This is a genomic window from Endozoicomonas euniceicola, from assembly GCF_025562755.1.
Taxonomy (GTDB): domain Bacteria; phylum Pseudomonadota; class Gammaproteobacteria; order Pseudomonadales; family Endozoicomonadaceae; genus Endozoicomonas_A; species Endozoicomonas_A euniceicola.
Genome location: NZ_CP103300.1, coordinates 755,423 through 780,834 on the forward strand (window position 1 = coordinate 755,423; position 25,412 = coordinate 780,834).

Genomic DNA, 25,412 nt, shown 5'->3' on the forward strand with positions numbered 1-25,412 from the left:
AAAAAGCTTTTTTTGCCGTGAACCGGTTCAGGATAAGCGGTCTGTGTCGTCGAACAGTTTGGCCGCTTTCTTCATTGGCTCTATCTTTGACCGCTACTACTCCTAACTCAAGGTTTTGTGTCCTTATGAAAACAATTAAGCTGATCGTTATTAATCAGCTGCTTTTATTGTTTGCTCTGTCATTTTTTTTACCGATGACTGGATACGGAAGTGCTTTTTTTATCCTGCCAGGATGGATGGGATATGGAAGTGCTTTTTCCATCCTGCCAGAATGGATGTGGTGGAACAGTCCCTCAAATGAGGCGGCAGTTAAAATCAGTCAGATAGTGCTTGCCAATGATGCGCCTTCTCTTCTTTTTTCTTATGAAATCAACAGGACCTCCAGTGATTTTGTTCAGCCAGAAAAAAACCAGGTTTATACCCGCTGGGATGGTTGTAAAAACGACAGCTTGCGTATTTGTTTCCGAAGAGCAGCTAAAGTCTTTGCAGGGGGCTACTCCTATCCTCCCACGATTTCAGGCTCGACAGAGCTTAATGTAGAAATGGGTGAGGTCACGCCAGACGAAGGCGGCTGGCAGTCGGTGGCCAGTGTCCGTTTAACGGGAAAAGACTCGGGCTGGCTGGCGATTGCAGGGGATGATGGCTGGCGGATTGCACCAGATTGCAGCGGTATTGACTCAGATGATTCCAGCGTACTGAACAGGTCTGAAAAGCCGTCAGTCGATCTTGTTGTCCCGACAGCGTTGGTTCTGGAAAAGGGTAATAATGCAGAAGATCATGGCTCCCCCTATTCCCGCCGCTCATTGCCGGACATATCTGACATCACTAAACAAAATAATCTGCCCGGTGATCGTGATGATCTGCTCACCGGTTCTTCTGGTGGCGGCAGCTTCGATGACCTCGATGACTCATTTAAAAGGCGACCCGGAGGGAGTGGCCGTCGCCCTTTATTTTTCTTTGAAGTAACGAGCAGAATGCATGGGGTGGCTGTCAGTATTCCTGGTACAGCTGGTCAGCCCGGGGAGGTTAAAAAACTGGTTTTAAGGCCTCAAATCATTCTGGTGATCTGGCGGGGTTGGGAGCGACAGGAAATTCCTGTTACATCGCAAATGTGGTGTTCAATAAAGCGGGTAGGGCTTGATCGGGATCCGGGACTGTTTCTCGCTTTGGCTGAAAGCGATCCGGATAAATTGAAAGAAACGCTTGAAAACTATTTGAAAAAGCACTCGCCCCTTGCCGACGTCCTTAGCTATCACTGTGAAGATCTCAACCTGAACCCAAAAGCGGGTAATGCCCGATTACTTAGCGTATCGGTTTTTCCGGGCTCTTGCCCTTCGGGAGTGGGATGCTCCGGAGGAGAGAAAGAAGCAAACGGAACAATGAATGACCTGCCCCGGAATAATCCAGATTGCTATGCCTGTAACAACCATGGTCAGCCGGTTAAAAGTTTTGGTAACAACGGGGGAGGAGGAGACGGTTCCGGGAATCCGGAAATCAACTCATGTACATTCTGTGGGAATGCACAGGTAAACTCCAATGGCTTATGCACAAACTGCCTCATGGCTAAACAAGAGGTGTCGCCTTTTGAGGTTTTACCAACTGAGATCTTGCTTAAAATAGCTGAGGGCTTGTCATGGCGTGATGTTAACAGCTGGAGTTTAATAAATAAGAATTTTTTGAATCGTCTCAACACACAAATGAAACTGAAAATCCTATCCGATCGATATTATGGCTCTGCTGCGAAAGGGTATAGAAAAGTAATAAAAAACGGGGACGTACCTGCTGTTCCAAACAGTGAAATTGATGACCCTTTGTTACGGCTTGCTTGTCATAGATTCGCAAGCAATAGATACCTGACTTCTCTGGGAAATAGTACTCAGCAGCAATGCGTGGCGACGCTGGAAGGGCATACCGACGCGGTGACCTCAGTCACGCCACTGGCCGATGGGCGGCTGGCTTCCGGCTCATCGGACAGGTCCATAAAGGTGTGGGATCTGAGCAAGCCCGTCGGAAGTCAATGCGTGGCGAGGCTGAGTAGGTATACCTGCAGTGTGACCTCAGTCACGTCATTGGCCGATGGGCGGCTGGCTTCTGCCTATGCTGACGGGGCCATAAAAGTATGGGATCTGAGCAAGCCCGGCTGGAAGCAATACGTGGCGACGCTGGAGGGGTATACCCTCTGGTTGTCCTCAGTCACGCCATTGGCCGATGGGCGGCTGGCTTCCGGCTCTTGGGACAAGATAAAGGTGTGGGATCTGAGCAAGTTCCACAGAAGGCAATGCGTGGCGGCGCTGGAGGGGCATACCTTCGGGGTTTCCTCAGTCACGTCATTAGCCGATGGGCGGCTGGCTTCCGGCTCTTGGGACAGGACCGTAAGGGTGTGGGATCTGAGCAAGCCCACCAGAGAGCAATGCGTGGTGACACTATATGGGCATATCGGCATGGTTAACTCAGTCACGTCATTAGCCGATGGGCGGCTGGCTTCCGGCTCATCGGACAGGACCGTAAGGGTGTGGGATCTGAGCAAGCCCGACGGGGAGCAATGCGTGTTGACGCTGGAAGGGCATACCGAGAAGGTGCTCTCAGTCACGCAATTGGCCGATGGGCGGCTGGCTTCCGGCTCTAAGGACAATACCGTAAGGGTGTGGGATCTGAGCAAACCCGACGGGGAACAATGCGTGGCGACGCTGAAGGGGCATACCGAGGAGGTGCTCTCAGTCACGCAATTGGCCGATGGGCGGCTGGCTTCCGGCTCTAAGGACAAGACCATAAAGGTGTGGGCTCTGAGCAAGGATTCTGAAATGGAGAAAATATATTGATTAATAATGTAAAAAATACCAGTGGTGCCCGAGCTAAAAGTCGCCGCGCGGCGGCCTACCTTCCAAGTCTGAAACAACCACTGCATGCCTCCTTACCTCAGGTTCCACAGGAGTTTTCAAACATATTGAACCCGAGCCATGGTGATTTGGCAAATAAGTACTGATTCATAGCAAAACTGACGGGTTGAAAAGTGTGCACTGGGAATTCTGCTAGTTTAAATAAAACCATTATGGCCGCAGCGCTTTGATGTGTTTTTTGCGGTAACTGTCAGCTCAAACTTGAACCCCTATTCCTGATTCTCGGTTTTGTACCATTATGAAAACAATTAAGCTGCTCGTTATTAATCAGCTGCTTTTATTGCTTGCTCTGTCATTTTTTTTACCGATGACTGGATACGGAAGTGCTTTTTCCATCCTGCCAGGATCGATGTGGCGGGACAGTCCCTCAAATAAGGCGGCAGTTAAAATCAGTCAGATAGTACTTGCCAATGATGCGCCTTCTCTTCATTTTTCTTATGAAATCAACAAGACCCCCAGTGATTTTGTTCAGCCAGAAAAGAACCAGGTTTATACCCGCTGGGATGGTTGTAAAAACGACAGCTTGCGTATTTGTTTCCGAAGAGCGGCTAAAGTCTTTGAAGGGGGCTACTCCTATCCTCCCACGATTTCAGGCTCGACAGAACTTAATGTAGAAATGGGTGAGGTCACGCCAGACGAAGGCGGCTGGCAGTCGGTGGCCAGTGTCCGTTTAACGGGAAAAGGCTCGGGCTGGCTGGCGATTGCAGGGGATGATGGCTGGCGGATTGCACCGGATTGCAGCGGCATTGACTCAGATGATTCCAGCGTACTGAACAGGTCTGAAAAGCCGTCAGTCGATCTTGTTGTCCCGACAGCGTTGGTTCTGGAAAAGGGTAATAATGCAGAAGATCATGGCTCCCCCTATTCCCGCCGCTCATTGCCGGACATATCTGACATCACTAAACAAAATAATCTGCCCGGTGATCGTGATGATCTGCTCACCGGTTCTTCTGGTGGCGGCAGCTTCGATGACCTCGATGACTCATTTAAAAGGCGACCCGGAGGGAGTGGCCGTCGCCCTTTATTTTTCTTTGAAGTAACGAGCAGAATGCATGGGGTGGCTGTCAGTATTCCTGGTACAGCTGGTCAGCCCGGGGAGGTTAAAAAACTGGTTTTAAGGCCTCAAATCATTCTGGTGATCTGGCGGGGTTGGGAGCGACAGGAAATTCCTGTTACATCGCAAATGTGGTGTTCAATAAAGCGGGTAGGGCTTGATCGGGATCCGGGACTGTTTCTCGCTTTGGCTGAAAGCGATCCGGATAAATTGAAAGAAACGCTTGAAAACTATTTGAAAAAGCACTCGCCCCTTGCCGACGTCCTTAGCTATCACTGTGAAGATCTCAACCTGAACCCAAAAGCGGGTAATGCCCGATTACTTAGCGTATCGGTTTTTCCAGGATCTTGCCCTTCGGGAGTGGGATGCTCCGGAGGAGAGAAAGAAGCAAACGGAACAATGAATGACCTGCCCCGGAATAATCCAGATTGCTATGCCTGTAACAACCATGGTCAGCCGGTTAAAAGTTTTGGTAACAACGGGGGAGGAGGAGACGGTTCCGGGAATCCGGAAATCAACTCATGTACATTCTGTGGGAATGCACAGGTAAACTCCAATGGCTTATGCACAAACTGCCTCATGGCTAAACAAGAAGTGTCGCCTTTTGAGGTTTTACCAACTGAGATCTTGCTTAAAATAGCTGAGGGCTTGTCATGGCGTGATGTTAACAGCTGGAGTTTAATAAATAAGAATTTTTTGAATCGTCTCAACACACAAATGAAACTGAAAATCCTATCCGATCGATATTATGGCTCTGCTGCGAAAGGGTATAGAAAAGTAATAAAAAACGGGGACGTACCTGCTGTTCCAAACAGTGAAATTGATGACCCTTTGTTACGGCTTGCTTGTCATAGATTCGCAAGCAATAGATACCTGACTTCTCTGGGAAATAGTACTCAGCAGCAATGCGTGGCGACGCTGGAAGGGCATACCGACGCGGTGACCTCAGTCACGCCACTGGCCGATGGGCGGCTGGCTTCCGGCTCATCGGACAGGTCCATAAAGGTGTGGGATCTGAGCAAGCCCGTCGGAAGTCAATGCGTGGCGAGGCTGAGTAGGTATACCAGCAGAGTGACCTCAGTCACGTCATTGGCCGATGGGCGGCTGGCTTCTGCCTATGCTGACGGGGCCATAAAAGTATGGGATCTGAGCAAGCCCGGCTGGAAGCAATACGTGGCGACGCTGGAGGGGTATACCCTCTGGTTGTCCTCAGTCACGCCATTGGCCGATGGGCGGCTGGCTTCCGGCTCTTGGGACAAGATAAAGGTGTGGGATCTGAGCAAGTTCCACAGAAGGCAATGCGTGGCGGCGCTGGAGGGGCATACCTTCGGGGTTTCCTCAGTCACGTCATTAGCCGATGGGCGGCTGGCTTCCGGCTCTTGGGACAGGACCGTAAGGGTGTGGGATCTGAGCAAGCCCACCAGAGAGCAATGCGTGGTGACACTATATGGGCATATCGGCATGGTTAACTCAGTCACGTCATTAGCCGATGGGCGGCTGGCTTCCGGCTCATCGGACAGGACCGTAAGGGTGTGGGATCTGAGCAAGCCCGACGGGGAGCAATGCGTGTTGACGCTGGAAGGGCATACCGAGGAGGTGCTCTCAGTCACGCCATTGGCCGATGGGCGGCTGGCTTCCGGCTCTAAGGACAATACCGTAAGGGTGTGGGATCTGAGCAAACCCGACGGGGAACAATGCGTGGCGACGCTGAAGGGGCATACCGACATGGTTTTCTCAGTCACGCAATTGGCCGATGGGCGGCTGGCTTCCGGCTCTAAGGACAAGACCATAAAGGTGTGGGCTCTGAGCAAGGATTCTGAAATGGAGAAAATATATTGCTTAATAATGTAAAAAATACCAGTGGTGCCCGAGCTAAAAGTCGCCGCGCGGCGGCCTACCTTCCAAGTCTGAAACAACCACTGCATGCCTCCTTACCTCAGGTTCCACAGGAGTTTTCAAACATATTGAACCCGAGCCATGGTGATTTGGCAAATAAGTACTGATTCATAGCAAAACTGACGGGTTGAAAAGTGTGCACTGGGAATTCTGCTAGTTTAAATAAAACCATTATGGCCGCAGCGCTTTGATTAAGCTGCTCGTTATTAATCAGCTGCTTTTATTGCTTGCTCTGTCATTTTTTTTACCGATGACTGGATACGGAAGTGCTTTTTCCATCCTGCCAGAATGGATGGGGTTGAACAGTCCCTCAAATAAGGCGGCAGTTAAAATCAGTCAGATAGTGCTTGCCAATGATGCGCCTTCTCTTCATTTTTCTTATGAAATCAACAAGACCTCCAGTGATTTTGTTCAGCCAGAAAAAAACCAGGTTTATACCCGCTGGGATGGTTGCAAAAACGACAGCTTGCGTATTTGTTTCCGAAGAGCGGCAAAAGTCTTTGAAGGGGGCTACTCCTATCCTCCCACGATTTCAGGCTCGACAGAACTTAATGTAGAAATGGGTGAGGTCACGCCAGACGAAGGCGGCTGGCAGTCGGTGGCCAGTGTCCGTTTAACGGGAAAAGGCTCGGGCTGGCTGGCGATTGCAGGGGATGATGGCTGGCGGATTGCACCGGATTGCAGCGGCATTGACTCAGATGATTCCAGCGTACTGAACAGGTCTGAAAAGCCGTCAGTCGATCTTGTTGTCCCGACAGCGTTGGCTCTGGAAAAGGGTAATAATGCAGAAGATCATGGCTCGCCCTATTCCCGCCGCTCATTGCCGGACATATCTGACATCACTAAACAAAATAATCTGCCCGGTGATCGTGATGATCTGCTCACCGGTTCTTCTGGTGGCGGCAGCTTCGATGACCACGATGACTCATTTAAAAGGAGACCCGGAGGGAATGACCGCCGCCCTTTATTTTTCTTTGAAGTGATGAGCAGAATGCTTGGGGCGGCTGTCAGTGTTTTTGGTACAGCAGGTCAGCCCGGGGAGGTTAAAAAACTGGTTTTAAGACCTCAAATTATTCTGGTGATCTGGCGGGGTTGGGAGCGACGGGAGATTCCTGTTACATCGCAAATGTGGTGTTCAATAAAGCGGGCAGGGCTTGATCGGGATCCGGGACTGTTTCTCGCTTTGGCTGAAAGCGATCCGGATAAATTGAAAGAAACGCTTGAAAACTATTCGAAAAAGCACTCGCCCCTTGCCGACGTCCTTAGCTATCACTGTGAAGACCTCAACCTGAACCCAAAAGCGGGTAATGCCCGATTACTTAGCGTATCGGTTTTTCCAGGATCTTGCCCTTCGGGAGTGGGATGCTCCGGAGGAGAGAAAGAAGCAAACGGAACAATGAATGACCTGCCCCGGAATAATCCAGATGGCTATGCCTGTAACAACCATAGTCAGCCGGTTAAAAGTTTTGGTAACAACGGAGGAGGAGGAGACGGTTCCGGGAATCCGGAAATCAACTCATGTACATTCTGTGGGAATGCACAGGTAAACTACAATGGCTTATGCACAAACTGCCTCATGGCTAAACAGGAGGTGGCTAAAGAGAAGCCATCAACCCACCTGTCTTTACCTACGGCGCGGGAAGATAAAGGCAATAACCTGCTTACAGCACTTATTAATGGAATTACCTGGTTTTTTGGCAGGGCAACAAACCCGTCCGCCAACCAGGCAGAAGAAAAGACTGCGGAGGACGTTTCGGTTAATCCCCTGAAAGAGGTGTCGCCTTTAGAGGTTCTACCACCTGAGATCTTGCTTAAAATAGCTAAGGGCTTGCCTTTGCATGATGTTAACAACTGGGCTTTAACAAATAAGAATTTTTCCACTCTTTTCAACACACAAACAAAACTGAAAATCCTATCCGATCGATATTATGGCTCTGCTGCGGAAGCATATAGAGAAATAATAAAAAACATGGACGTACCTGCTGTTCCAAACATTGAAACTGCTGACCCTTTGTTACGGCTTGCTTATCATAGATTCGCAAACAATAAACACCTGACTTCTCTGGGAAATAGTACTCAGCAGCAATGCGTGGCGACGTTGGAAGGGCATAACGACTGGGTTTACTCAGTCACGCCACTGGCCGATGGGCGGCTGGCTTCCGCCTCTTGGGACAAGACCATAAAGGTGTGGGATCTGAGCAAGCCTGACGGGGAGCAATGCGTGGCGACGCTGGAGGGGCATACCCTCTATGTGAACTCAGTCACGCCACTGGCCGATGGGCGGCTGGCTTCCGGCTCTCGAGACAAAACCGTAAAGGTGTGGGATCTGAGCAAGCCCGGCAGGGAGCAATGCGTGGCGACGCTGGAGGGGCATACCAACTGGGTGGCCTCAGTTACGTCATTGGCCAATGGGTGGCTGGCTGCCGGCTCTTATGACAAGACCGTAAGGGTGTGGGATCTGAGTAAGCCCCAAGGAAGTCAATACGTGGCGACGCTAGAAGGGCATACCAAAGTTGTGACCTCAGTCACGCCATTGGCCGATGGGCGGCTGGCTTCCGGCTCTCGGGACAAAACCGTAAAGGTGTGGGATCTGAGCAAGCCCGACGGGGAGCAATGCGTGGCGACGCTGGAGGGGCATACCGACTGGGTGACCTCAGTTACGCTATTGGCCAATGGGTGGCTGGCTGCCGGCTCTTATGACAAGACCGTAAGGGTGTGGGATCTGAGTAAGCCCCAAGGAAGTCAATACGCGGCGACGCTAGAAGGGCATACCAAAGTTGTGACCTCAGTCACGCCATTGGCTGATGGGCGGCTGGCTTCCTCTTCTTCGGACAATACCGTAAGGGTGTGGGATCTGAGCAGGCACGACGGAGAGGAATGCGTGGCGACACTGAGTGAGCATACCGATGGGGTAACCTCAGTCACGCCATTGGCCGATGGGCGGCTGGCTTCCGCCTCTTGTGACGAGACCATAAAGGTGTGGGTTCTGAGCAAGGATTCTGAAACGACAAAAACATATTGATTAATGGAGAAAATATATTGGTTAACAAATAAAATATATTGCTCAATCATGTAAAAATACCAGTGGTGCCTGAACTAAAAATTCATAGCAAAACTGACGGATGAAAAAGCGTGCATGGAAAATTCTGCTAATTTAAATAAAACCATTATGGCCGCAGTGCTTTGATGTGTTTTTTTGCGGTAACTGTCAGCTCAAACCCGAACTACTGTACCATTATGAAAACAATTAAGCTGATCGTTATTAATCAGCTGTTTTTATTGTTTGCCGTGGCATTTTTTTTACCGATGACTGGATACGGAAGTGCTTTTTTTATCCTGCCAGAATGGATGTGGCGGGACAGTCCCTCAAATAAGGCGGCAGTTAAAATCAGTCAGATAGTGCTTGCCAATGATGCGCCTTCTCTTCATTTTTCTTATGAAATCAACAAGACCTCCAGTGATTTTGTTCAGCCAGAAAAAAACCAGGTTTATACCCGCTGGGATGGTTGTAAAAACGACAGCTTGCGTATTTGTTTCCGAAGAGCGGCTAAAGTCTTTGAAGGGGGCTACTCCTATCCTCCCACAATTTCAGGCTCGACAGAGCTTGATGTAGAAATGGGTGAGGTCACGCCAGACGAAGGCGGCTGGCAGTGGGTGGCCAGTGTCCGTTTAACGGGAAAAGGCTCGGGCTGGCTGGCGATTGCAGGGGATGATGGCTGGCGGATTGCACCGGATTGCAGCGGTATTGACTCAGATGATTCCAGCGTACTGAACAGGTCTGAAAAGCCGTCAGTTGATCTTATTGTCCCTACAGAGCGGGTTCTGGAAAAGGGTAATAATGCAGAAGATCATGGCTCGCCCTATTCCCGCCGCTCATTGCCGGACATATCTGACATCACTAAACAAAATAATCTGCCCGGTGATCGTGATGATCTGCTCACCGGTTCTTCTGGTGGCGGCAGCTTCGATGACCTCGATGACTCATTTAAAAGGCGACCCGGAGGGAGTGGCCGTCGCCCTTTATTTTTCTTTGAAGTAACGAGCAGAATGCATGGGATGGCTGTCAGTATTCCTGGTACAGCTGGTCAGCCCGGGGAGGTTAAAAAACTGGTTTTAAGACCTCAAATCATTCTGGTGATCTGGCGGGGTTGGGAGCGACAGGAGATTCCTGTTACATCGCAAATGTGGGGTTCAATAAAGCGGGCAGGGCTTGATCGGGATCCGGGACTGTTTCTCGCTCTGGCTGAAAGCGATCCGGATAAATTGAAAGAAACGCTTGAAAACTATTCGAAAAAGCACTCGCCCCTTGCCGACGTCCTTAGCTATCACCGTGAAGATCTCAACCTGAACCCAAAAGCGGGTAATGCCCGATTACTTAGCGTATCGGTTTTTCCGGGCTCTTGCCCTTCGGGAGTGGGATGCTCCGGAGGAGAGAAAGAAGCAAACGGAGCAATGAATGACCTGCCCCGGAATAATCCAGATGGCTATGCCCATAACAACCATGGTCAGCCGGTTAAAAGTTTTGGTAACAACGGGGGAGGAGGAGACGGTTCCGAGAATCCGGAAATCAACTCATGTACATTCTGTGGGAATGCACAGGTCAACTCCAATGGCTTATGCACAAACTGCCTCATGGCTAAACAGGAGGCGGCTAAAGAGAAGCCATCATCCCACCTGTCTTTACCTACGGCGCGGGAAGATAAAGGAAATAACCTGCTTACAGCGCTTATTAATGGAATTACCTGGTTTTTTGGCAGGGCAACAAACCCGTCTGCCAACCAGGCAGAAGAAAAGACTGCGGAGGACGTTTCGGTTAATCCCCTGAAAGAGGTATCGACTTTGCAGACTCTACCACCTGAGATCTTGTTTGAAATAGCTAAGGGCTTGTCATGGCGTGATGTTAATCGCTGGAGTTTAACAGCTAAGCATTTTTTCACGGTTTTCAACAAAAAAGAAAAACTGAAAAAACTATCCTGTCACTATTATGGCTCTGCTGAGGAAGCGTATAGAGAAATAATAAAAAACATGGACGTACCTGCTGTTCCAAACAGTGAAATTGCTGACCCTTTGTTACGGCTTGCTTATCGTAGAATCGCAAGCAATAAATACCTGACTTCTCTGGGAAGTAGTACTCAGCAGCAATGCGTGGCGACGCTGGAAGGGCATACCGACGCAGTGACCTCAGTCACGCCACTGGCCGATGGGCGGCTGGCTTCCGCCTCTGCTGACAGGACCGTAAAGGTGTGGGATCTGAGCAAGCCCGACGGAAAGCAATGCGTGGCGACGCTGAAGGGGCATACCCTCGATGTGATCTCAGTCACGCCACTGGCCGATGAGCGGCTGGCTTCCGCCTCTGCTGACAGGACCGTAAAGGTGTGGAATCTGAGCAAGCCCGACGGGAAGCAATGCGTGGCGACGCTGAAGGGGCATACATTCTATGTGATCTCAGTCACGCAATTGGCCGATGGGCGGCTGGCTTCCGCCTCTGCTGACTGCACCGTAAGGGTGTGGGATCTAAGCAAGCCCCCCGGGAAGGAATGCGAGGCGACGCTGAAAGGGCATACCAACGGGGTGACCTCAGTCACGCCACTGGCCGATGGGCGGCTGGCTTCCGCCTCTCATGACGGAACCGTAAAGGTGTGGGATCTGAAAAAGCTCGACGGGTTGCAATGCGTGGCGAAGCTGAAACACTGGATTCACTCAGTCACGTTATTGGCCGATAAGCGGCTGGCTTCCGGCTCTAATGACGGGATCGTAAGGGTATGGGATCGGAGTAAGCCCGCCGGAGCGCAATGCGTGGTGACACTGGAAGGGCATATCGACATGGTTAACTCAGTCACGCCATTGACCGATGGACGGCTGGTTTCCGGCTCTCGGGACAAAACCGTAAGGGTGTGGGATCTGAGCAAACCCGACGGGGAGCAATGCGTGGCGACGCTGAAGGGGCATACCAACCGGGTGACCTCAGTCACGCCATTGGCCGATGGGCGGCTGGCTTCGGCCTCTGTTGACAATACCATAAAGGTGTGGGCTCTGAGCAAGGATTCTGAAACGAAGTAAACATATTGGTTAATGGGGAAAATATATCGATTAATAATGTAAAAAATACCAGTAGTGTCTGACCTAAAAGTCGCCGCGCAGCGGCCTGTCCTGATGCTACTAAGATAGCCAGAGGGCGGTCTGGTGAGAAAAGAGTGGGAAAAAAGCTTTTTTTGCCGTAAACCGGTTCAGGATAAGCGGTCTGTGTCGTCGAACAGTTTGGCCGCTTTCTTCATTGGCTCTGTCTTTGACCGCTACTACTCCTAACTCAAGATTTTGTGTCCTTATGAAAACAATTAAGCTGATCGTTATTAATAAGCTGCTTTTATTGTTTGCCATGGCATTTTTTTTACCGATGACTGGATACGGAAGTGCTTTTTCCATCCTGCCAGAATGGATGTGGCGGAACAGTCCCTCAAATAAGGCGGCAGTTAAAATCAGTCAGATAGTGCTTGCCAATGATGCGCCTTCTCTTCTTTTTTCTTATGAAATCAACAAGACCTCCAGTGATTTTGTCCAGCCAGAAAAAAACCAGGTTTATACCCGCTGGGATGGTTGTAAAAACGACAGCTTGCGTATTTGTTTCCGAAGAGCGGCTAAAGTCTTTGCAGGGGGCTACTCCTATCCTCCCACGATTTCAGGCTCGACAGAGCTTAATGTAGAAATGGGTGAGGTCACGCCAGACGAAGGCGGCTGGCAGTCGGTGGCCAGTGTCCGTTTAACGGGAAAAGGCTCGGGCTGGCTGGCGATTGCAGGGGATGATGGCTGGCGGATTGCACCGGATTGCAGCGGTATTGACTCAGATGATTCCAGCGTACTGAACAGGTCTGAAAAGCCGTCAGTCGATCTTGTTGTCCCGACAGCGTTGGTTCTGGAAAAGGGTAATAATGCAGAAGATCATGGCTCCCCCTATTCCCGCCGCTCATTGCCGGACATATCTGACATCACTAAACAAAATAATCTGCCCGGTGATCGTGATGATCTGCTCACCGGTTCTTCTGGTGGCGGCAGCTTCGATGACCTCGATGACTTATTTAAAAGGAGACCCGGAGGGAATGACCGCCGCCCTTTATTTTTCTTTGAAGTGATGAGCAGAATGCTTGGGGCGGCTGTCAGTGTTTTTGGTACAGCTGGTCAGCCCGGGGAGGTTAAAAAACTGGTTTTAAGACCTCAAATTATTCTGGTGATCTGGCGGGGTTGGGAGCGACAGGAGATTCCTGTTACATCGCAAATGTGGGGTTCAATAAAGCGGGCAGGGCTTGATCGGGATCCGGGACTGTTTCTCGCTTTGGCTGAAAGCGATCCGGATAAACTGAAAGAAACGCTTGAAAACTATTTGAAAAAGCACTCGCCCCTTGCCGACGTCCTTAGCTATCACTGTGAAGATCTCAATCTGGACCCAAAAGCGGGTAATGCCCGATTACTTAGCGTATCGGTTTTTCCGGGATCTTGCCCTTCGGGAGTGGGATGCTCCGGAGGAGAGAAAGAAGCAAACGGAGCAATGAATGACCTGCCCCGGAATAATCCAGATGGCTATGCCTGTAACAACCATGGTCAGCCGGTTAAAAGTTTTGGTAACAACGGGGGAGGAGGAGACGGTTCCGGGAATCCGGAAATCAACTCATGTACATTCTGTGGGAATGCACAGGTAAACTCCAATGGCTTATGCACAAACTGCCTCATGGCTAAACAAGAGGCGGCTAAAGAGAAGCCATCCACCCACCTGTCTTTACCTGCGGCGCAGGAAGATAAAGGAAATAACCTGCTTACAGCACTTATTACTGGAATTACCTGGTTTTTTGGCAGGGCAACAAACCTGTCTGCCAACCAGGCAGAAGAAAAGACTGTGGAGGACGTTTCGGTTGGATCCCTGAAAGAGGTGTCGCCTTTAGAGGTTCTACCACCTGAGATCTTGTTTGAAATAGCTAAGGGCTTGTCCTGGCGTGATGTTAACAACTGGAGTTTAGCAGCTAAGCGTTTTTTCGAAGTTTTCTACACATTCAACATAAAAGAAAAACTGACAAAACTATCCCATCAATATTATGGCTCTGCTGAGGAAGCGTATAGAAAAATGATAAAAAACATGAACATACCTGCTGTTCCAAACAGTGAAATTGATGACCCTTTGTTACGGCTTGCTTATCAAAGATACAAAAGCAATAAATACCTGACTTCTCTGGGAAGTAGTACTCGGCAGCAATGCGTGGCGACGCTGGAAGGGCATACCGAGGAGGTGCTCTCAGTCACGCCACTGGCCTATGGGCGGCTGGCTTCCGGCTCTGCTGACAGGACCGTAAGGGTGTGGGATCTGAGCAAGCCCGACGGGAAGCAATGCGTGGTAACGCTGGAAGGGCATAACAACTGGGTGAAATCAGTCACGCTACTGGCCGATGGGCGGCTGGCTTCCGGCTCTTTTGACAAGACCGTAAAGGTGTGGGATCTAAGCAAGCCCGCCGGGAAGGAATGCGTGGCGACGCTGGAAGGGCATACCCGCTGGGTGACCTCAGTCACGCCATTGCCCGATGGGCGGCTGGCTTCCGCCTCTCATGACAAGACCGTAAAGGTGTGGGAGCTGAGCAAGCCCGACGGGGAGCAATGCGTGGCGACGCTGAAGGGGCATGCCTACTGGGTGAAATCAGTCACGTCATTGCCCGATGGTCAGCTGGCTTTCGGCTCTGCTGACGGGACCATAAAGGTGTGGGATCTGAAAAAGCCCGACAGGGTGCAATGCGTGGCGAAGCTGAACCACTGGATTTACTCAGTCACGCCATTGACCGATGGACGGCTGGCTTCCGCTTATTCGGACAATACCGTAGGGGTGTGGGATCTGAGCAAACCCGACGGGGAGCAATGCGTGGCGACGCTTAAGGGGCATACCAGCAAGGTGAACTCAGTCACGCCATTGGACGATGGGCGGCTGGCTTCCGCCTCTGATGACAAGACCATAAAGGTGTGGGTTCTGAGCAAAAATTCTGAAACGAAGTAAACATATTGGTTAATGGGGAAAATATATCGATTAATAATGTAAAAAATACCAGTAGTGTCTGAGCTAAAAGTCGCCGCGCAGCGGCCTGTCCTGATGCTACTAAGATAGCCAGAGGGCGGTCTGGTGAGAAAAGAGTGGGAAAAAAGCTTTTTTTGCCGTGAACCGGTTCAGGATAAGCGGTCTGTGTCGTCGAACAGTTTGGCCGCTTTCTTCATTGGCTCTATCTTTGACCGCTACTCCTAACTCAAGGTTTGGGTGAAAGTCTCATATTGACTGGTACTATCATTCTGCCTTCTGTGAAGGAAACGGGATGACATTATCTACCCCTGTTTGTACTGGTAGGCCAGTGCCTTGATCACTCTCTCAACCCCTTCAGACTCTTCCTTTAGAATGTGGCGATAGGTGGTGAATTTTTCTTTGGATTTAGCACTGTTTTCTCCATAGGACAGATCAAATGCCTTCTTCAGGTGTTCTGCAGCATGGTAAAAGTCTACGACCTCATGCCCTTCCGGGAGCTCATTGGTAAGGAAGGTCCAGTTGTCTTTCGCTCCGTCTGCCACTTTGACCAGAGTCAGGTCAGGCTTTTGCCGAAGGGCTTCATCCAGCAGTTCGGAGAGTGAGTTCTTCAAAGTCACTTTTTTACTTTCGGGCATCCGCCCAATTCTGACCGTTGACAGGCGTTCACCCTGGGCATCGTAAAACGACAATGTACCACAACTGGCCTCCCGGCAACCGGCAGGACCACGGGTTCGCTTACCGTCGCTTTTATTTTGTTCGCGTTTTTCCTTACGCTTGCCGTCTTTCACCGGCAGCATGACACCGTCGAGAGATGCTGCCGCAGTCACCGCCTTTTCTGGAACTTTAATGCTTTCCCAGAGAATGCCCTCAAAGGCTTCCCTGTTTGGCTCCCATTGATCGTTAAACTTCTTGGGAAGTCGAGCCAGAGAGCTTTCCGAAGGCGACATATTGCCCATCAGATCAAGCAGATTCTTTACGTCGCCCGGTGGCATTTGAGCGACCATCCAGACAGCTTGCTTTGCTGCCCTTGGTGTCCAGTATCCCTCGATAATACCCGCCCGGAGTTCCAGAGGGGCGATGCAGCGATCCTGACCGCTGCGGTAAAGCGTTCGTGGAACTTTGATGGAACCGGCAACGGTCTGGTAGGTTTCTGAACTTCGCAATACTCGATGGTAACAGGTGCCGTTGACTTCAATGACCGGGGTGTCAACATCAAGTCCGGATAAGTCTTCTTCCAGAATACCTCGCTCTGCCTGAGCAAAAAGCTTGTGAACTTCACCTTCATAGTCTTCAAAGTGCTAAATGGGGTCGAACTGTTGGCGCAGAGCCGACAACTGCTGATCAAGCTGTTGAATTGCATGGCAAGAAGAATTAGCAACTTTATTCAGTGGCTGACATACTTCCATCGGGGCGGCCTCTCACCAATACGGTGTTGTGTTTTATCAGCAAACATCATAGCGGTGTTTGGCCGTCACCACTTCAGGGAAGGGAAAACTTGCTGCTGCAGGGTACCTCTTGGGCTGTAAGTCCGGAAAAGACTGTCAGCATGAGACTTTCACCCCAAGGTTTTGTGTCCTTATGAAAACAATTAAGCTGCTCGTTATTAATCAGCTGCTTTTATTGCTTGATCTGTCATTTTTTTTACCGATGACTGGATACGGAAGTGCTTTTTCCATCCTGCCAGAATGGATGGGGTGGAACAGTCCCTCAAATAAGGCGGCAGTTAAAATCAGTCAGATAGTGCTTGCCAATGATGCGCCTTCTCTTCTTTTTTCTTATGAAATCAACAAGACCTCCAGTGATTTTGTCCAGCCAGAAAAAAACCAGGTTTATACCCGCTGGGATGGTTGTAAAAACGACAGCTTGCGTATTTGTTTCCGAAGAGCAGCTAAAGTCTTTGCAGGGGGCTATTCCTATCCTCCCACGATTTCAGGCTCGACAGAGCTTAATGTAGAAATGGGTGAGGTCACGCCAGACGAAGGCGGCTGGCAGTCGATGGCCAGTGTCCGTTTAACGGGAAAAGGCTCGGGCTGGCTGGCGATTGCAGGGGATGATGGCTGGCGGATTGCACCGGATTGCACCGGTATTGACTCAGATGATTCCAGCGTACTGAACAGGTCTGGCAAGCCGTCAGTCGACCTTGTTGTCCCGACAGCGTTGGTTCTGGAAAAGGGTAATAATGCAGAAGATCATGGCTCCCCCTATTCCCGCCGCTCATTGCCGGACATATCTGACATCACTAAAAAAAATAATCTGCCCGGTGATCGTGATGATCTGCTCACCGGTTCTTCTGGTGGCGGCAGCTTCGATGACCTCGATGACTCATTTAAAAGGAGACCCGGAGGGAATGACCGCCGCCCTTTATTTTCCTTTGAAGTGATGAGCAGAATGCTTGGGCTGGCTGTCAGTGTTTTTGGTACAGCAGGTCAGCCCGGGGAGGTTAAAAAACTGGTTTTAAGACCTCAAATCATTCTGGTGATCTGGCGGGGTTGGGAGCGACGGGAGATTCCTGTTACATCGCAAATGTGGGGTTCAATAAAGCGGGCAGGGCTTGATGGGGATCCGGGACTGTTTCTCGCTTTGGCTGAAAGCGATCCGGATAAATTGAAAGAAACGCTTGAAAACTATTTGAAAAAGCACTCGCCCCTTGCCGACGTCCTTAGCTATCACTGTGAAGATCTCAACCTGGCCCCAAAAGCGGGTAATGCCCGATTACTTAGCGTATCGGTTTTTCCGGGCTCTTGCCCTTCGGGAGTGGGATGCTCCGGAGGAGAGAAAGAAGCAAACGGAGCAATGAATGACCTGCCCCGGAATAATCCAGATGGCTATGCCTGTAACAACCATGGTCAGCCGGTTAAAAGTTTTGGTAACAACGGGGGAGGAGGAGACAGTTCCGGGAATCCGGAAATCAACTCATGTACATTCTGTGGGAATGCACAGGTAAACTCCAATGGCTTATGCACAAACTGCCTCATGGCTAAACAAGAAGTGTCGCCTTTTGAGGTTTTACCAACTGAGATCTTGCTTAAAATAGCTGAGGGCTTGTCATGGCGTGATGTTAACAGCTGGAGTTTAATAAATAAGAATTTTTTGAATCGTCTCAACACACAAATGAAACTGAAAATCCTATCCGATCGATATTATGGCTCTGCTGCGGAAGCATATAGAGAAATAATAAAAAACATGGACGTACCTGCTGTTCCAAACATTGAAACTGCCGACCCTTTGTTACGGCTTGCTTATCATAGATTCGCAAACAATAAACACCTGACTTCTCTGGGAAATAGTACTCAGCAGCAATGCGTGGCGACGCTGGAAGGGCATAACAACTGGATTTACTCAGTCACGCCACTGGCCGATGGGCGGCTGGCTTCCGGCTCATTGGACAGGACCATAAAGGTGTGGGATCTGAGCAAGCCCGACGGAAGTCAATGCGTGGCGACGCTGAGTAGGCATACTAGCTGGGTGAACTCAGTCACGTCATTGGCCGATGGGCGGCTGGCTTCCGGCTCTCGGGACAAAACCGTAAAGGTGTGGGATCTGAGCAAGCCCGACGGAAGTCAATGCGTGGCGACGCTGAGTAGGCATACTAGCTGGGTGAACTCAGTCACGTCATTGGCCGATGGGCGGCTGGCTTCCGGCTCTCGGGACAAAACCGTAAAGGTGTGGGATCTGAGCAAGCCCGACGGGGAGCAATGCGTGGCGACGCTGAAGGGGCATACCAACTGGGTGAGTTCAGTTACGCCATTGGCCGATGGGCGGCTGGCTTCCGGCTCTGATGACCAGACCGTAAGGGTGTGGGATCTGAGCAAACCCGACGGGGAGCAATGCGTGGCGACACTGAAGGGGCATACCCACGCGGTTTTCTCAGTCACGCAACTGCCAGATGGGCGGCTGGCTTCCGGCTCTCGGGACAAAACCGTAAAGGTGTGGGATCTGAGCAAGCCCGACGGGGAGCAATGCGTGGCGACGCTGGAGGGGCATACTGACTGGGTGACCTCAGTTACGCCATTGGCCAATGGGTGGCTGGCTGCCGGCTCTCATGACAAGACCGTAAGGGTGTGGGATCTGAGTAAGCCCGCCGGAGAGCAATGCGTGGCGACACTGTATGGGCATACCAACGAGGTTTCCTCAGTCACGTCACTGGCCGATGGGCGGCTGGCTTCCGCCTCTGTTGACAAGACCATAAAGGTGTGGGTTCTGGGCAAAAATTCTGAAACGAAGTAAACATATTGGTTAATGGGGAAAATATATCGATTAATAATGTAAAAAATACCAGTAGTGTCTGAGCTAAAAGTCGCCGCGCAGCGGCCTGTCCTGATGCTACTAAGATAGCCAGAGGGCGGTCTGGTGAGAAAAGAGTGGGAAAAAAGCTTTTTTTGCCGTGAACCGGTTCAGGATAAGCGGTCTGTGTCGTCGAACAGTTTGGCCGCTTTCTTCATTGGCTCTATCTTTGACCGCTACTACTCCTAACTCAAGGTTTTGTGTCCTTATGAAAACAATTAAGCTGATCGTTATTAATCAGCTGCTTTTATTGCTTGCTCTGTCATTTTTTTTACCGATGACTGGATACGGAAGTGCTTTTTTTATCCTGCCAGGATGGATGGGATATGGAAGTGCTTTTTCCATCCTGCCAGAATGGATGTGGTGGAACAGTCCCTCAAATGAGGCGGCAGTTAAAATCAGTCAGATAGTGCTTGCCAATGATGCGCCTTCTCTTCTTTTTTCTTATGAAATCAACAGGACCTCCAGTGATTTTGTTCAGCCAGAAAAAAACCAGGTTTATACCCGCTGGGATGGTTGTAAAAACGACAGCTTGCGTATTTGTTTCCGAAGAGCGTCTAAAGTCTTTGAAGGGGGCTACTCCTATCCTCCCACGATTTCAGGCTCGACAGAGCTTAATGTAGAAATGGGTGAGGTCACGCCAGACGAAGGCGGCTGGCAGTCGATGGCCAGTGTCCGTTTAACGGGAAAAGGCTCGGGCTGGCTGGCGATTGCAGGGGATGATGGCTGGCGGATTGCACCGGATTGCAGCGGTATTGACTCAGATGATTCCAGCGTACTGAACAGGTCTGGCAAGCCGTCAGTTGATCTTATTGTCCCTACAGAGCGGGTTCTGGAAAAGGGTAATAATGCAGAAGATCATGGCTCGCCCTATTCCCGCCCCTCATTGCCGGACATATCTGACATCACTAAACAAAATAATCTGCCCGGTGATCGTGATGATCTGCTCACCGGTTCTTCTGGTGGCGGCAGCTTCGATGACCTCGATGACTCATTTAAAAGGCGACCCGGAGGGAGTGGCCGTCGCCCTTTATTTTTCTTTGAAGTAACGAGCAGAATGCATGGGGTGGCTGTCAGTATTCCTGGTACAGCTGGTCAGCCCGGGGAGGTTAAAAAACTGGTTTTAAGACCTCAAATTATTCTGGTGATCTGGCGGGGTTGGGAGCGACAGGAGATTCCTGTTACATCGCAAATGTGGGGTTCAATAAAGCGGGCAGGGCTTGATCGGGATCCGGGACTGTTTCTCGCTCTGGCTGAAAGCGATCCGGATAAATTGAAAGAAACGCTTGAAAACTATTTGAAAAAGCACTCGCCCCTTGCCGACGTCCTTAGCTATCACTGTGAAGATCTCAACCTGAACCCAAAAGCGGGTAATGCCCGATTACTTAGCGTATCGGTTTTTCCGGGATCTTGCCCTTCGGGAGTGGGATGCTCCGGAGGAGAGAAAGAAGCAAACGGAACAATGAATGACCTGCCCCGGAATAATCCAGATGGCTATGCCTGTAACAACCATGGTCAGCCGGTTAAAAGTTTTAGTAACAACGGGGGAGGAGGAGACGGTTCCGGGAATCCGGAAATCAACTCATGTACATTCTGTGGGAATGCACAGGTAAACTCCAATGGCTTATGCACAAACTGCCTCATGGCTAAACAAGAAGTGTCGCCTTTTGAGGTTTTACCAACTGAGATCTTGCTTAAAATAGCTGAGGGCTTGTCATGGCGTGATGTTAACCGCTGGAGTTTAATAAATAAGAATTTTTTGAATCGTCTCAACACACAAATAAAACCGAAAATCCTATTCGATCAATATTATGGCTCTGCTGCGAAAGCGTATAGAAAAGTAATAAAAAACGGGGACGTACCTGCTGTTCCAAACAGTGAAATTGATGACCCTTTGTTACGGCTTGCTTGTCATAGATTCGCAAGCAATAGATACCTGACTTCTCTGGGAAATAGTACTCAGCAGCAATGCGTGGCGACGCTGTATGGACATATCTGCGAGGTGACCTCAGTCACACCATTGGCCGATGGGCGGCTGGCTTCCGGCTCTTGGGACAATACCGTAAAGGTGTGGGATCTGAGCAAGCCCGATGGGGAGCAATGCGTGGTGACGCTGAAGGGGCATACCGAATGGGTGTGCTCAGTCACGCCATTGGCCGATGGGCGGCTGGCTTCCGCCTCTGATGACAAGACCATAAAGGTGTGGGATCTGAGCAAGCCCGACGGGGAGCGATGCGTAGTGACACTGAGTGGGCATATCTTCTATGTGACCTCAGTCACGCCATTGGCCGATGGGCGGCTGGCTTCCGGCTCTTATGACAAGACTGTAAAGGTGTGGGATTTGAGCAAGCCCCCCGGGAAGGAATGCGTGGCGACGCTGCATGGGCATACCAAATGGGTGAACTCAGTCACGCCACTGGCCGATGGGCGGCTGGCTTCCGGCTCTCATGACTGCTCCGTAAGAGTGTGGGATCTGAGCAAGCCCGACGGGGAGCAATGCGTGGTGACGCTGGAAGGACATACCCTTGTGGAGTCAGTCACGCAATTGGCCGATGGGCGGCTGGCTTCCGGCTCTGATGACCAGACCGTAAGGGTGTGGGATCTGAGCAAGCCCGACAGGGGGCAATGCGTGGTGACGCTGAAAGGTCATAACCACTGGGTGAACTCAGTCACGCCATTGGCCGATGGGCGGCTGGCTTCCGCCTCTCCGGACAATACCGTAAGGGTGTGGGATCTGAGCAAACCCGACGGGGAGCAATGCGTGGCGACGCTGAAGGGGCATACCCACGTGGTTTTCTCAGTCACGCAATTGGCCGATGGGCGGCTGGCTTCCGGCTCTAAGGACAAGACCATAAAGGTGTGGGCTCTGAACAAGGATTCTGAAACGAAGAAGACATATTAGTTAATGGAGAAAATATATTGCTTAATAATGTAAAAAATACTAGTAGTGTCTGAGCTAAAAATCGCCGCGCAGCGGCCTGTCCTGATGCTACTAAATTGGCTCTATCTTTGACCGCTACTACTCCTAACTCAAGGTTTTGTGTCCTTATGAAAACAATTAAGCTGATCGTTATTAATCAGCTGCTCTTATTGTTTGCCGTGGCATTTTTTTTACCGATGACTGGATACGGAAGTGCTTTTTTTATCCTGCCAGAATGGATGTGGTGGAACAGTCCCTCAAATAAGGCGGCAGTTAAAATCAGTCAGATAGTGCTTGCCAATGATGCGCCTTCTCTTCTTTTTTCTTATGAAATCAACAAGACCTCCAGTGATTTTGTCCAGCCAGAAAAAAACCAGGTTTATACCCGCTGGGATGGTTGTAAAAACGACAGCTTGCGTATTTGTTTCCGAAGAGCGGCTAAAGTCTTTGAAGGGGGCTACTCCTATCCTCCCACGATTTCAGGCTCGACAGAGCTTAATGTAGAAATGGGTGAGGTCACGCCAGACGAAGGCGGCTGGCAGTCGATGGCCAGTGTCCGTTTAACGGGAAAAGGCTCGGGCTGGCTGGCGATTGCAGGGGATGATGGCTGGCGGATTGCACCGGATTGCAGCGGTATTGACTCAGATGATTCCAGCGTACTGAACAGGTCTGGCAAGCCGTCAGTCGATCTTGTTGTCCCGACAGCGTTGGTTCTGGAAAAGGGTAATAATGCAGAAGATCATGGCTCGCCCTATTCCCGCCGCTCATTGCCAGACATATCTGACATCACTAAACAAAATAATCTGCCCGGTGATCGTGATGATCTGCTCACCGGTTCTTCTGGTGGCGGCAGCTTCGATGACCTCGATGACTCATTTAAAAGGCGACCCGGAGGGAGTGGCCGTCGACCTTTATTTTTCTTTGAAGTAACGAGCAGAATGCATGGAGTGGCTGTCAGTATTCCTGGTACAGCTGGTCAGCCCGGGGAGGTTAAAAAACTGGTTTTAAGACCTCAAATTATTCTGGTGATCTGGCGGGGTTGGGAGCGACAGGAGATTCCTGTCACATCGCAAATGTGGGGTTCAATAAAGCGGGCAGGGCTTGATCGGGATCCGGGACTGTTTCTCGCTCTGGCTGAAAGCGATCCGGATAAATTGAAAGAAACGCTTGAAAACTATTTGAAAAAGCACTCGCCCCTTGCCGACGTCCTTAGCTATCACTGTGAAGATCTCAACCTGAACCCAAAAGCGGGTAATGCCGGATTACTTAGCGTATCGGTTTTTCCGGGATCTTGCCCTTCGGGAGTGGGATGCTCCGGAGGAGAGAAAGAAGCAAACGGAGCAATGAATGACCTGCCCCGGAATAATCCAGATGGCTATGCCTGTAACAACCATGGTCAGCCGGTTAAAAGTTTTGGTAACAACGGGGGAGGAGGAGGCGGTTCCGGGAATCCGGAAATCAACTCATGTACATTCTGTGGGAATGCACAGGTCAACTCCAATGGCTTATGCACAAACTGCCTCATGGCTAAACAGGAGGCGGCTAAAGAGAAGCCATCATCCCACCTGTCTTTACCTACGGCGCGGGAAGATAAAGGAAATAACCTGCTTACAGCGCTTATTAATGGAATTACCTGGTTTTTTGGCAGGGCAACAAACCCGTCTGCCAACCAGACAGAAGAAAAGACTGCAAAGGGCATTTCGGTTGGTCTCCAGAAAGGGGGGTTGTCTTTAGTGAATCTACCAATTGAGATCTTGTTTGAAATAGCTAAGGGCTTGTCCTGGCGTGATATTAACAGCTGGAGTTTAACAGCTAAGTCTTTTTTCGCAGTTTTCTACACATTCAACATAAAAGAAAAACTGACAAAACTATCCCATCAATATTATGGCTCTGCTGAGGAAGCGTATAGAGAAAGAATAAAAAACATGGATTTACCTGCTGTTCCAAACAGTGAAATTGATGACCCTTTGTTACGGCTTGCTTATCAAAGATACAAAAGCAATAAATACCTGACTTCTCTGGGAAGTAGTACTCGGCAGCAATGCGTGGCGACGCTGAAAGGGCATACCCACACGGTGACCTCAGTCACGTCATTGGCCGATGGACGGCTGGCTTCCGCCTCTGATGACTGCACCGTAAAGGTGTGGGATCTGAGCAAGCCCGATGGGAAGCAATGCGTGGTGACACTGAAGGGGATAGACTCAGTCACGCAATTGGCCGATGGGCGGCTGGCTTCCGCCTCTGTTGACCAAACCATAAGTGTGTGGGATCTGAGCAAACCCGTTGGGAAGCAATGCGTGGTGACACTGAAAGGGCATACCAGCAAGGTGAGCGTCACTGCATTGGCCGATGGGCGGCTGGCTTCCGCTTCTTGGGACAAGACCATAAAGGTTTGGGATCTGAGCAAGCCCGACGGGGAGCAATGCGTGGCGACACTTAGCGGGCATACCTTCTGGGTGGAATCAGTCACGCCATTGACCGATGGGCGGCTGGCTTCCGGCTCTTTAGACGAGACCGTAAAGGTGTGGGATCTGAGCAAGCCCACCGGAAAACAATGCGTGACGACACTTAAGCATATCGACTCAGTTTACTCAGTCACGCCATTGGCCGATGGGCGGCTGGCTTCCGCTTCTAGGGACGAGACCATAAAGGTTTGGGATCTGAGCAAGCCCGACGGGGAGCAATGCGTGGTGACGCTGAAGGGACATACCTGCACGGTGTCATCAGTCACGCCATTGACCGATGGGCGGCTGGCTTCCGCCTCTGTTGACAAAACTTTAAGGGTGTGGGATCTGAGCAAACCCGACGGGGAGCAATGCGTGGCGACGCTTAAGGGGCATACCGACTGGGTGAAATCAGTCACGCCATTGGCCGATGGGCGGCTGGCTTCCGCCTCTGATGACAAGACCATAAAGGTGTGGGTTCTGAGCAAAAATTCTGAAACGAAGTAAACATATTGGTTAATGGGGAAAATATATCGATTAATAATGTAAAAAAATACCTGCTCCTCCGCCATTCCCGCACAGGAGGCTGTCGCAAAAGGAAATGACGGAGGGATATTTTTATCTGCTACTTCCTTAAGTGCTCATTCATAGTGAAGCTGATTTTATCATCACTGACGATGGCCCTGATCGTATCGCCCGGCGCATATCGACCAGAGAGAATCGCTTCAGCCAGTGGGTTCTCCAAATTGCGCTGAATAGCCCGCTTCAGTGGACGAGCGCCGTATACCGGATCAAACCCGACCTGGGCCAGTTTTTTCATGACTTCATCCTGACCAATCACCCGGTCATGCCTGACCGGTTGGAAAGCGTGCAC

The 25,412-nt window shown here is 50.5% G+C and carries 10 protein-coding genes; 8 read left to right on the top strand and 2 right to left on the bottom strand.

The genetic code is table 11. The features are described 5' to 3' along the window. The first annotated feature begins 125 nt into the window (after window positions 1-125). The 5 genes from NX720_RS02805 to NX720_RS02825 all read left to right on the top strand — a co-directional run bounded on the left by NX720_RS02805 (window position 126) and on the right by NX720_RS02825 (window position 14,872). Complete coding sequence (locus NX720_RS02805) at window positions 126-2,819, top strand: WD40 repeat domain-containing protein (protein ID WP_262599246.1); 2,694 nt, start codon at window positions 126-128, stop codon at window positions 2,817-2,819. Window positions 2,820-3,135: 316 nt separating this feature from the next. Next, window positions 3,136-5,802, top strand: a complete 2,667-nt coding sequence (locus NX720_RS02810; RefSeq protein WP_262599248.1) for a WD40 repeat domain-containing protein — start codon at window positions 3,136-3,138, stop codon at window positions 5,800-5,802. A gap of 232 nt (window positions 5,803-6,034) precedes the next feature. Next, a complete protein-coding gene (locus NX720_RS02815; RefSeq protein ID WP_262599249.1) occupies window positions 6,035-8,869 on the top strand; it encodes an F-box/WD repeat-containing protein in 2,835 nt (944 codons plus the stop codon). Window positions 8,870-9,084: 215 nt separating this feature from the next. Beyond that, window positions 9,085-11,907 (top strand): WD40 repeat domain-containing protein, encoded by a 2,823-nt coding sequence (locus tag NX720_RS02820; protein WP_262599251.1) that lies wholly within the window; start codon window positions 9,085-9,087, stop codon window positions 11,905-11,907. A 265-nt stretch (window positions 11,908-12,172) separates the two neighbouring features. Continuing rightward, the gene (locus NX720_RS02825) at window positions 12,173-14,872 is read left to right on the top strand and encodes a WD40 repeat domain-containing protein (protein WP_262599253.1); all 2,700 of its coding nucleotides are present in this window, start codon (window positions 12,173-12,175) and stop codon (window positions 14,870-14,872) included. Between the two features lie 320 nt (window positions 14,873-15,192). Here NX720_RS02825 and NX720_RS02830 read toward each other — a convergent pair whose 3' ends face one another. Further along, complete coding sequence (locus NX720_RS02830; protein WP_262599255.1) at window positions 15,193-16,053, bottom strand: hypothetical protein; 861 nt, start codon at window positions 16,051-16,053, stop codon at window positions 15,193-15,195. Window positions 16,054-16,468: 415 nt separating this feature from the next. Here NX720_RS02830 and NX720_RS02835 point away from each other — a divergent pair, with 415 nt between their 5' ends. The 3 genes from NX720_RS02835 to NX720_RS02845 all read left to right on the top strand — a co-directional run bounded on the left by NX720_RS02835 (window position 16,469) and on the right by NX720_RS02845 (window position 25,045). Next, window positions 16,469-19,117, top strand: a complete 2,649-nt coding sequence (locus tag NX720_RS02835) for a WD40 repeat domain-containing protein (protein WP_262599256.1) — start codon at window positions 16,469-16,471, stop codon at window positions 19,115-19,117. A 265-nt stretch (window positions 19,118-19,382) separates the two neighbouring features. Further along, window positions 19,383-22,076: a WD40 repeat domain-containing protein gene (locus NX720_RS02840; protein ID WP_262599257.1), complete on the top strand. Its 2,694-nt coding sequence runs from the start codon at window positions 19,383-19,385 to the stop codon at window positions 22,074-22,076. Between the two features lie 146 nt (window positions 22,077-22,222). Beyond that, a complete protein-coding gene (locus NX720_RS02845) occupies window positions 22,223-25,045 on the top strand; it encodes a WD40 repeat domain-containing protein (RefSeq protein WP_262599259.1) in 2,823 nt (940 codons plus the stop codon). 118 nt (window positions 25,046-25,163) lie between these two features. Here NX720_RS02845 and NX720_RS02850 read toward each other — a convergent pair whose 3' ends face one another. Next, a complete protein-coding gene (locus NX720_RS02850) occupies window positions 25,164-25,412 on the bottom strand; it encodes a hypothetical protein (protein WP_262599260.1) in 249 nt (82 codons plus the stop codon).

What these genes read in the sequence shown, in the direction of transcription:
- NX720_RS02805 (WP_262599246.1), top strand. Translation starts at nt 126, where the DNA reads ATGAAAACAATTAAGCTGATCGTTATTAATCAGCTGCTTTTATTGTTT.
- NX720_RS02810 (WP_262599248.1), top strand. Translation starts at nt 3,136, where the DNA reads ATGAAAACAATTAAGCTGCTCGTTATTAATCAGCTGCTTTTATTGCTT.
- NX720_RS02820 (WP_262599251.1), top strand. Translation starts at nt 9,085, where the DNA reads ATGAAAACAATTAAGCTGATCGTTATTAATCAGCTGTTTTTATTGTTT.
- NX720_RS02825 (WP_262599253.1), top strand. Translation starts at nt 12,173, where the DNA reads ATGAAAACAATTAAGCTGATCGTTATTAATAAGCTGCTTTTATTGTTT.
- NX720_RS02835 (WP_262599256.1), top strand. Translation starts at nt 16,469, where the DNA reads ATGAAAACAATTAAGCTGCTCGTTATTAATCAGCTGCTTTTATTGCTT.
- NX720_RS02840 (WP_262599257.1), top strand. Translation starts at nt 19,383, where the DNA reads ATGAAAACAATTAAGCTGATCGTTATTAATCAGCTGCTTTTATTGCTT.
- NX720_RS02845 (WP_262599259.1), top strand. Translation starts at nt 22,223, where the DNA reads ATGAAAACAATTAAGCTGATCGTTATTAATCAGCTGCTCTTATTGTTT.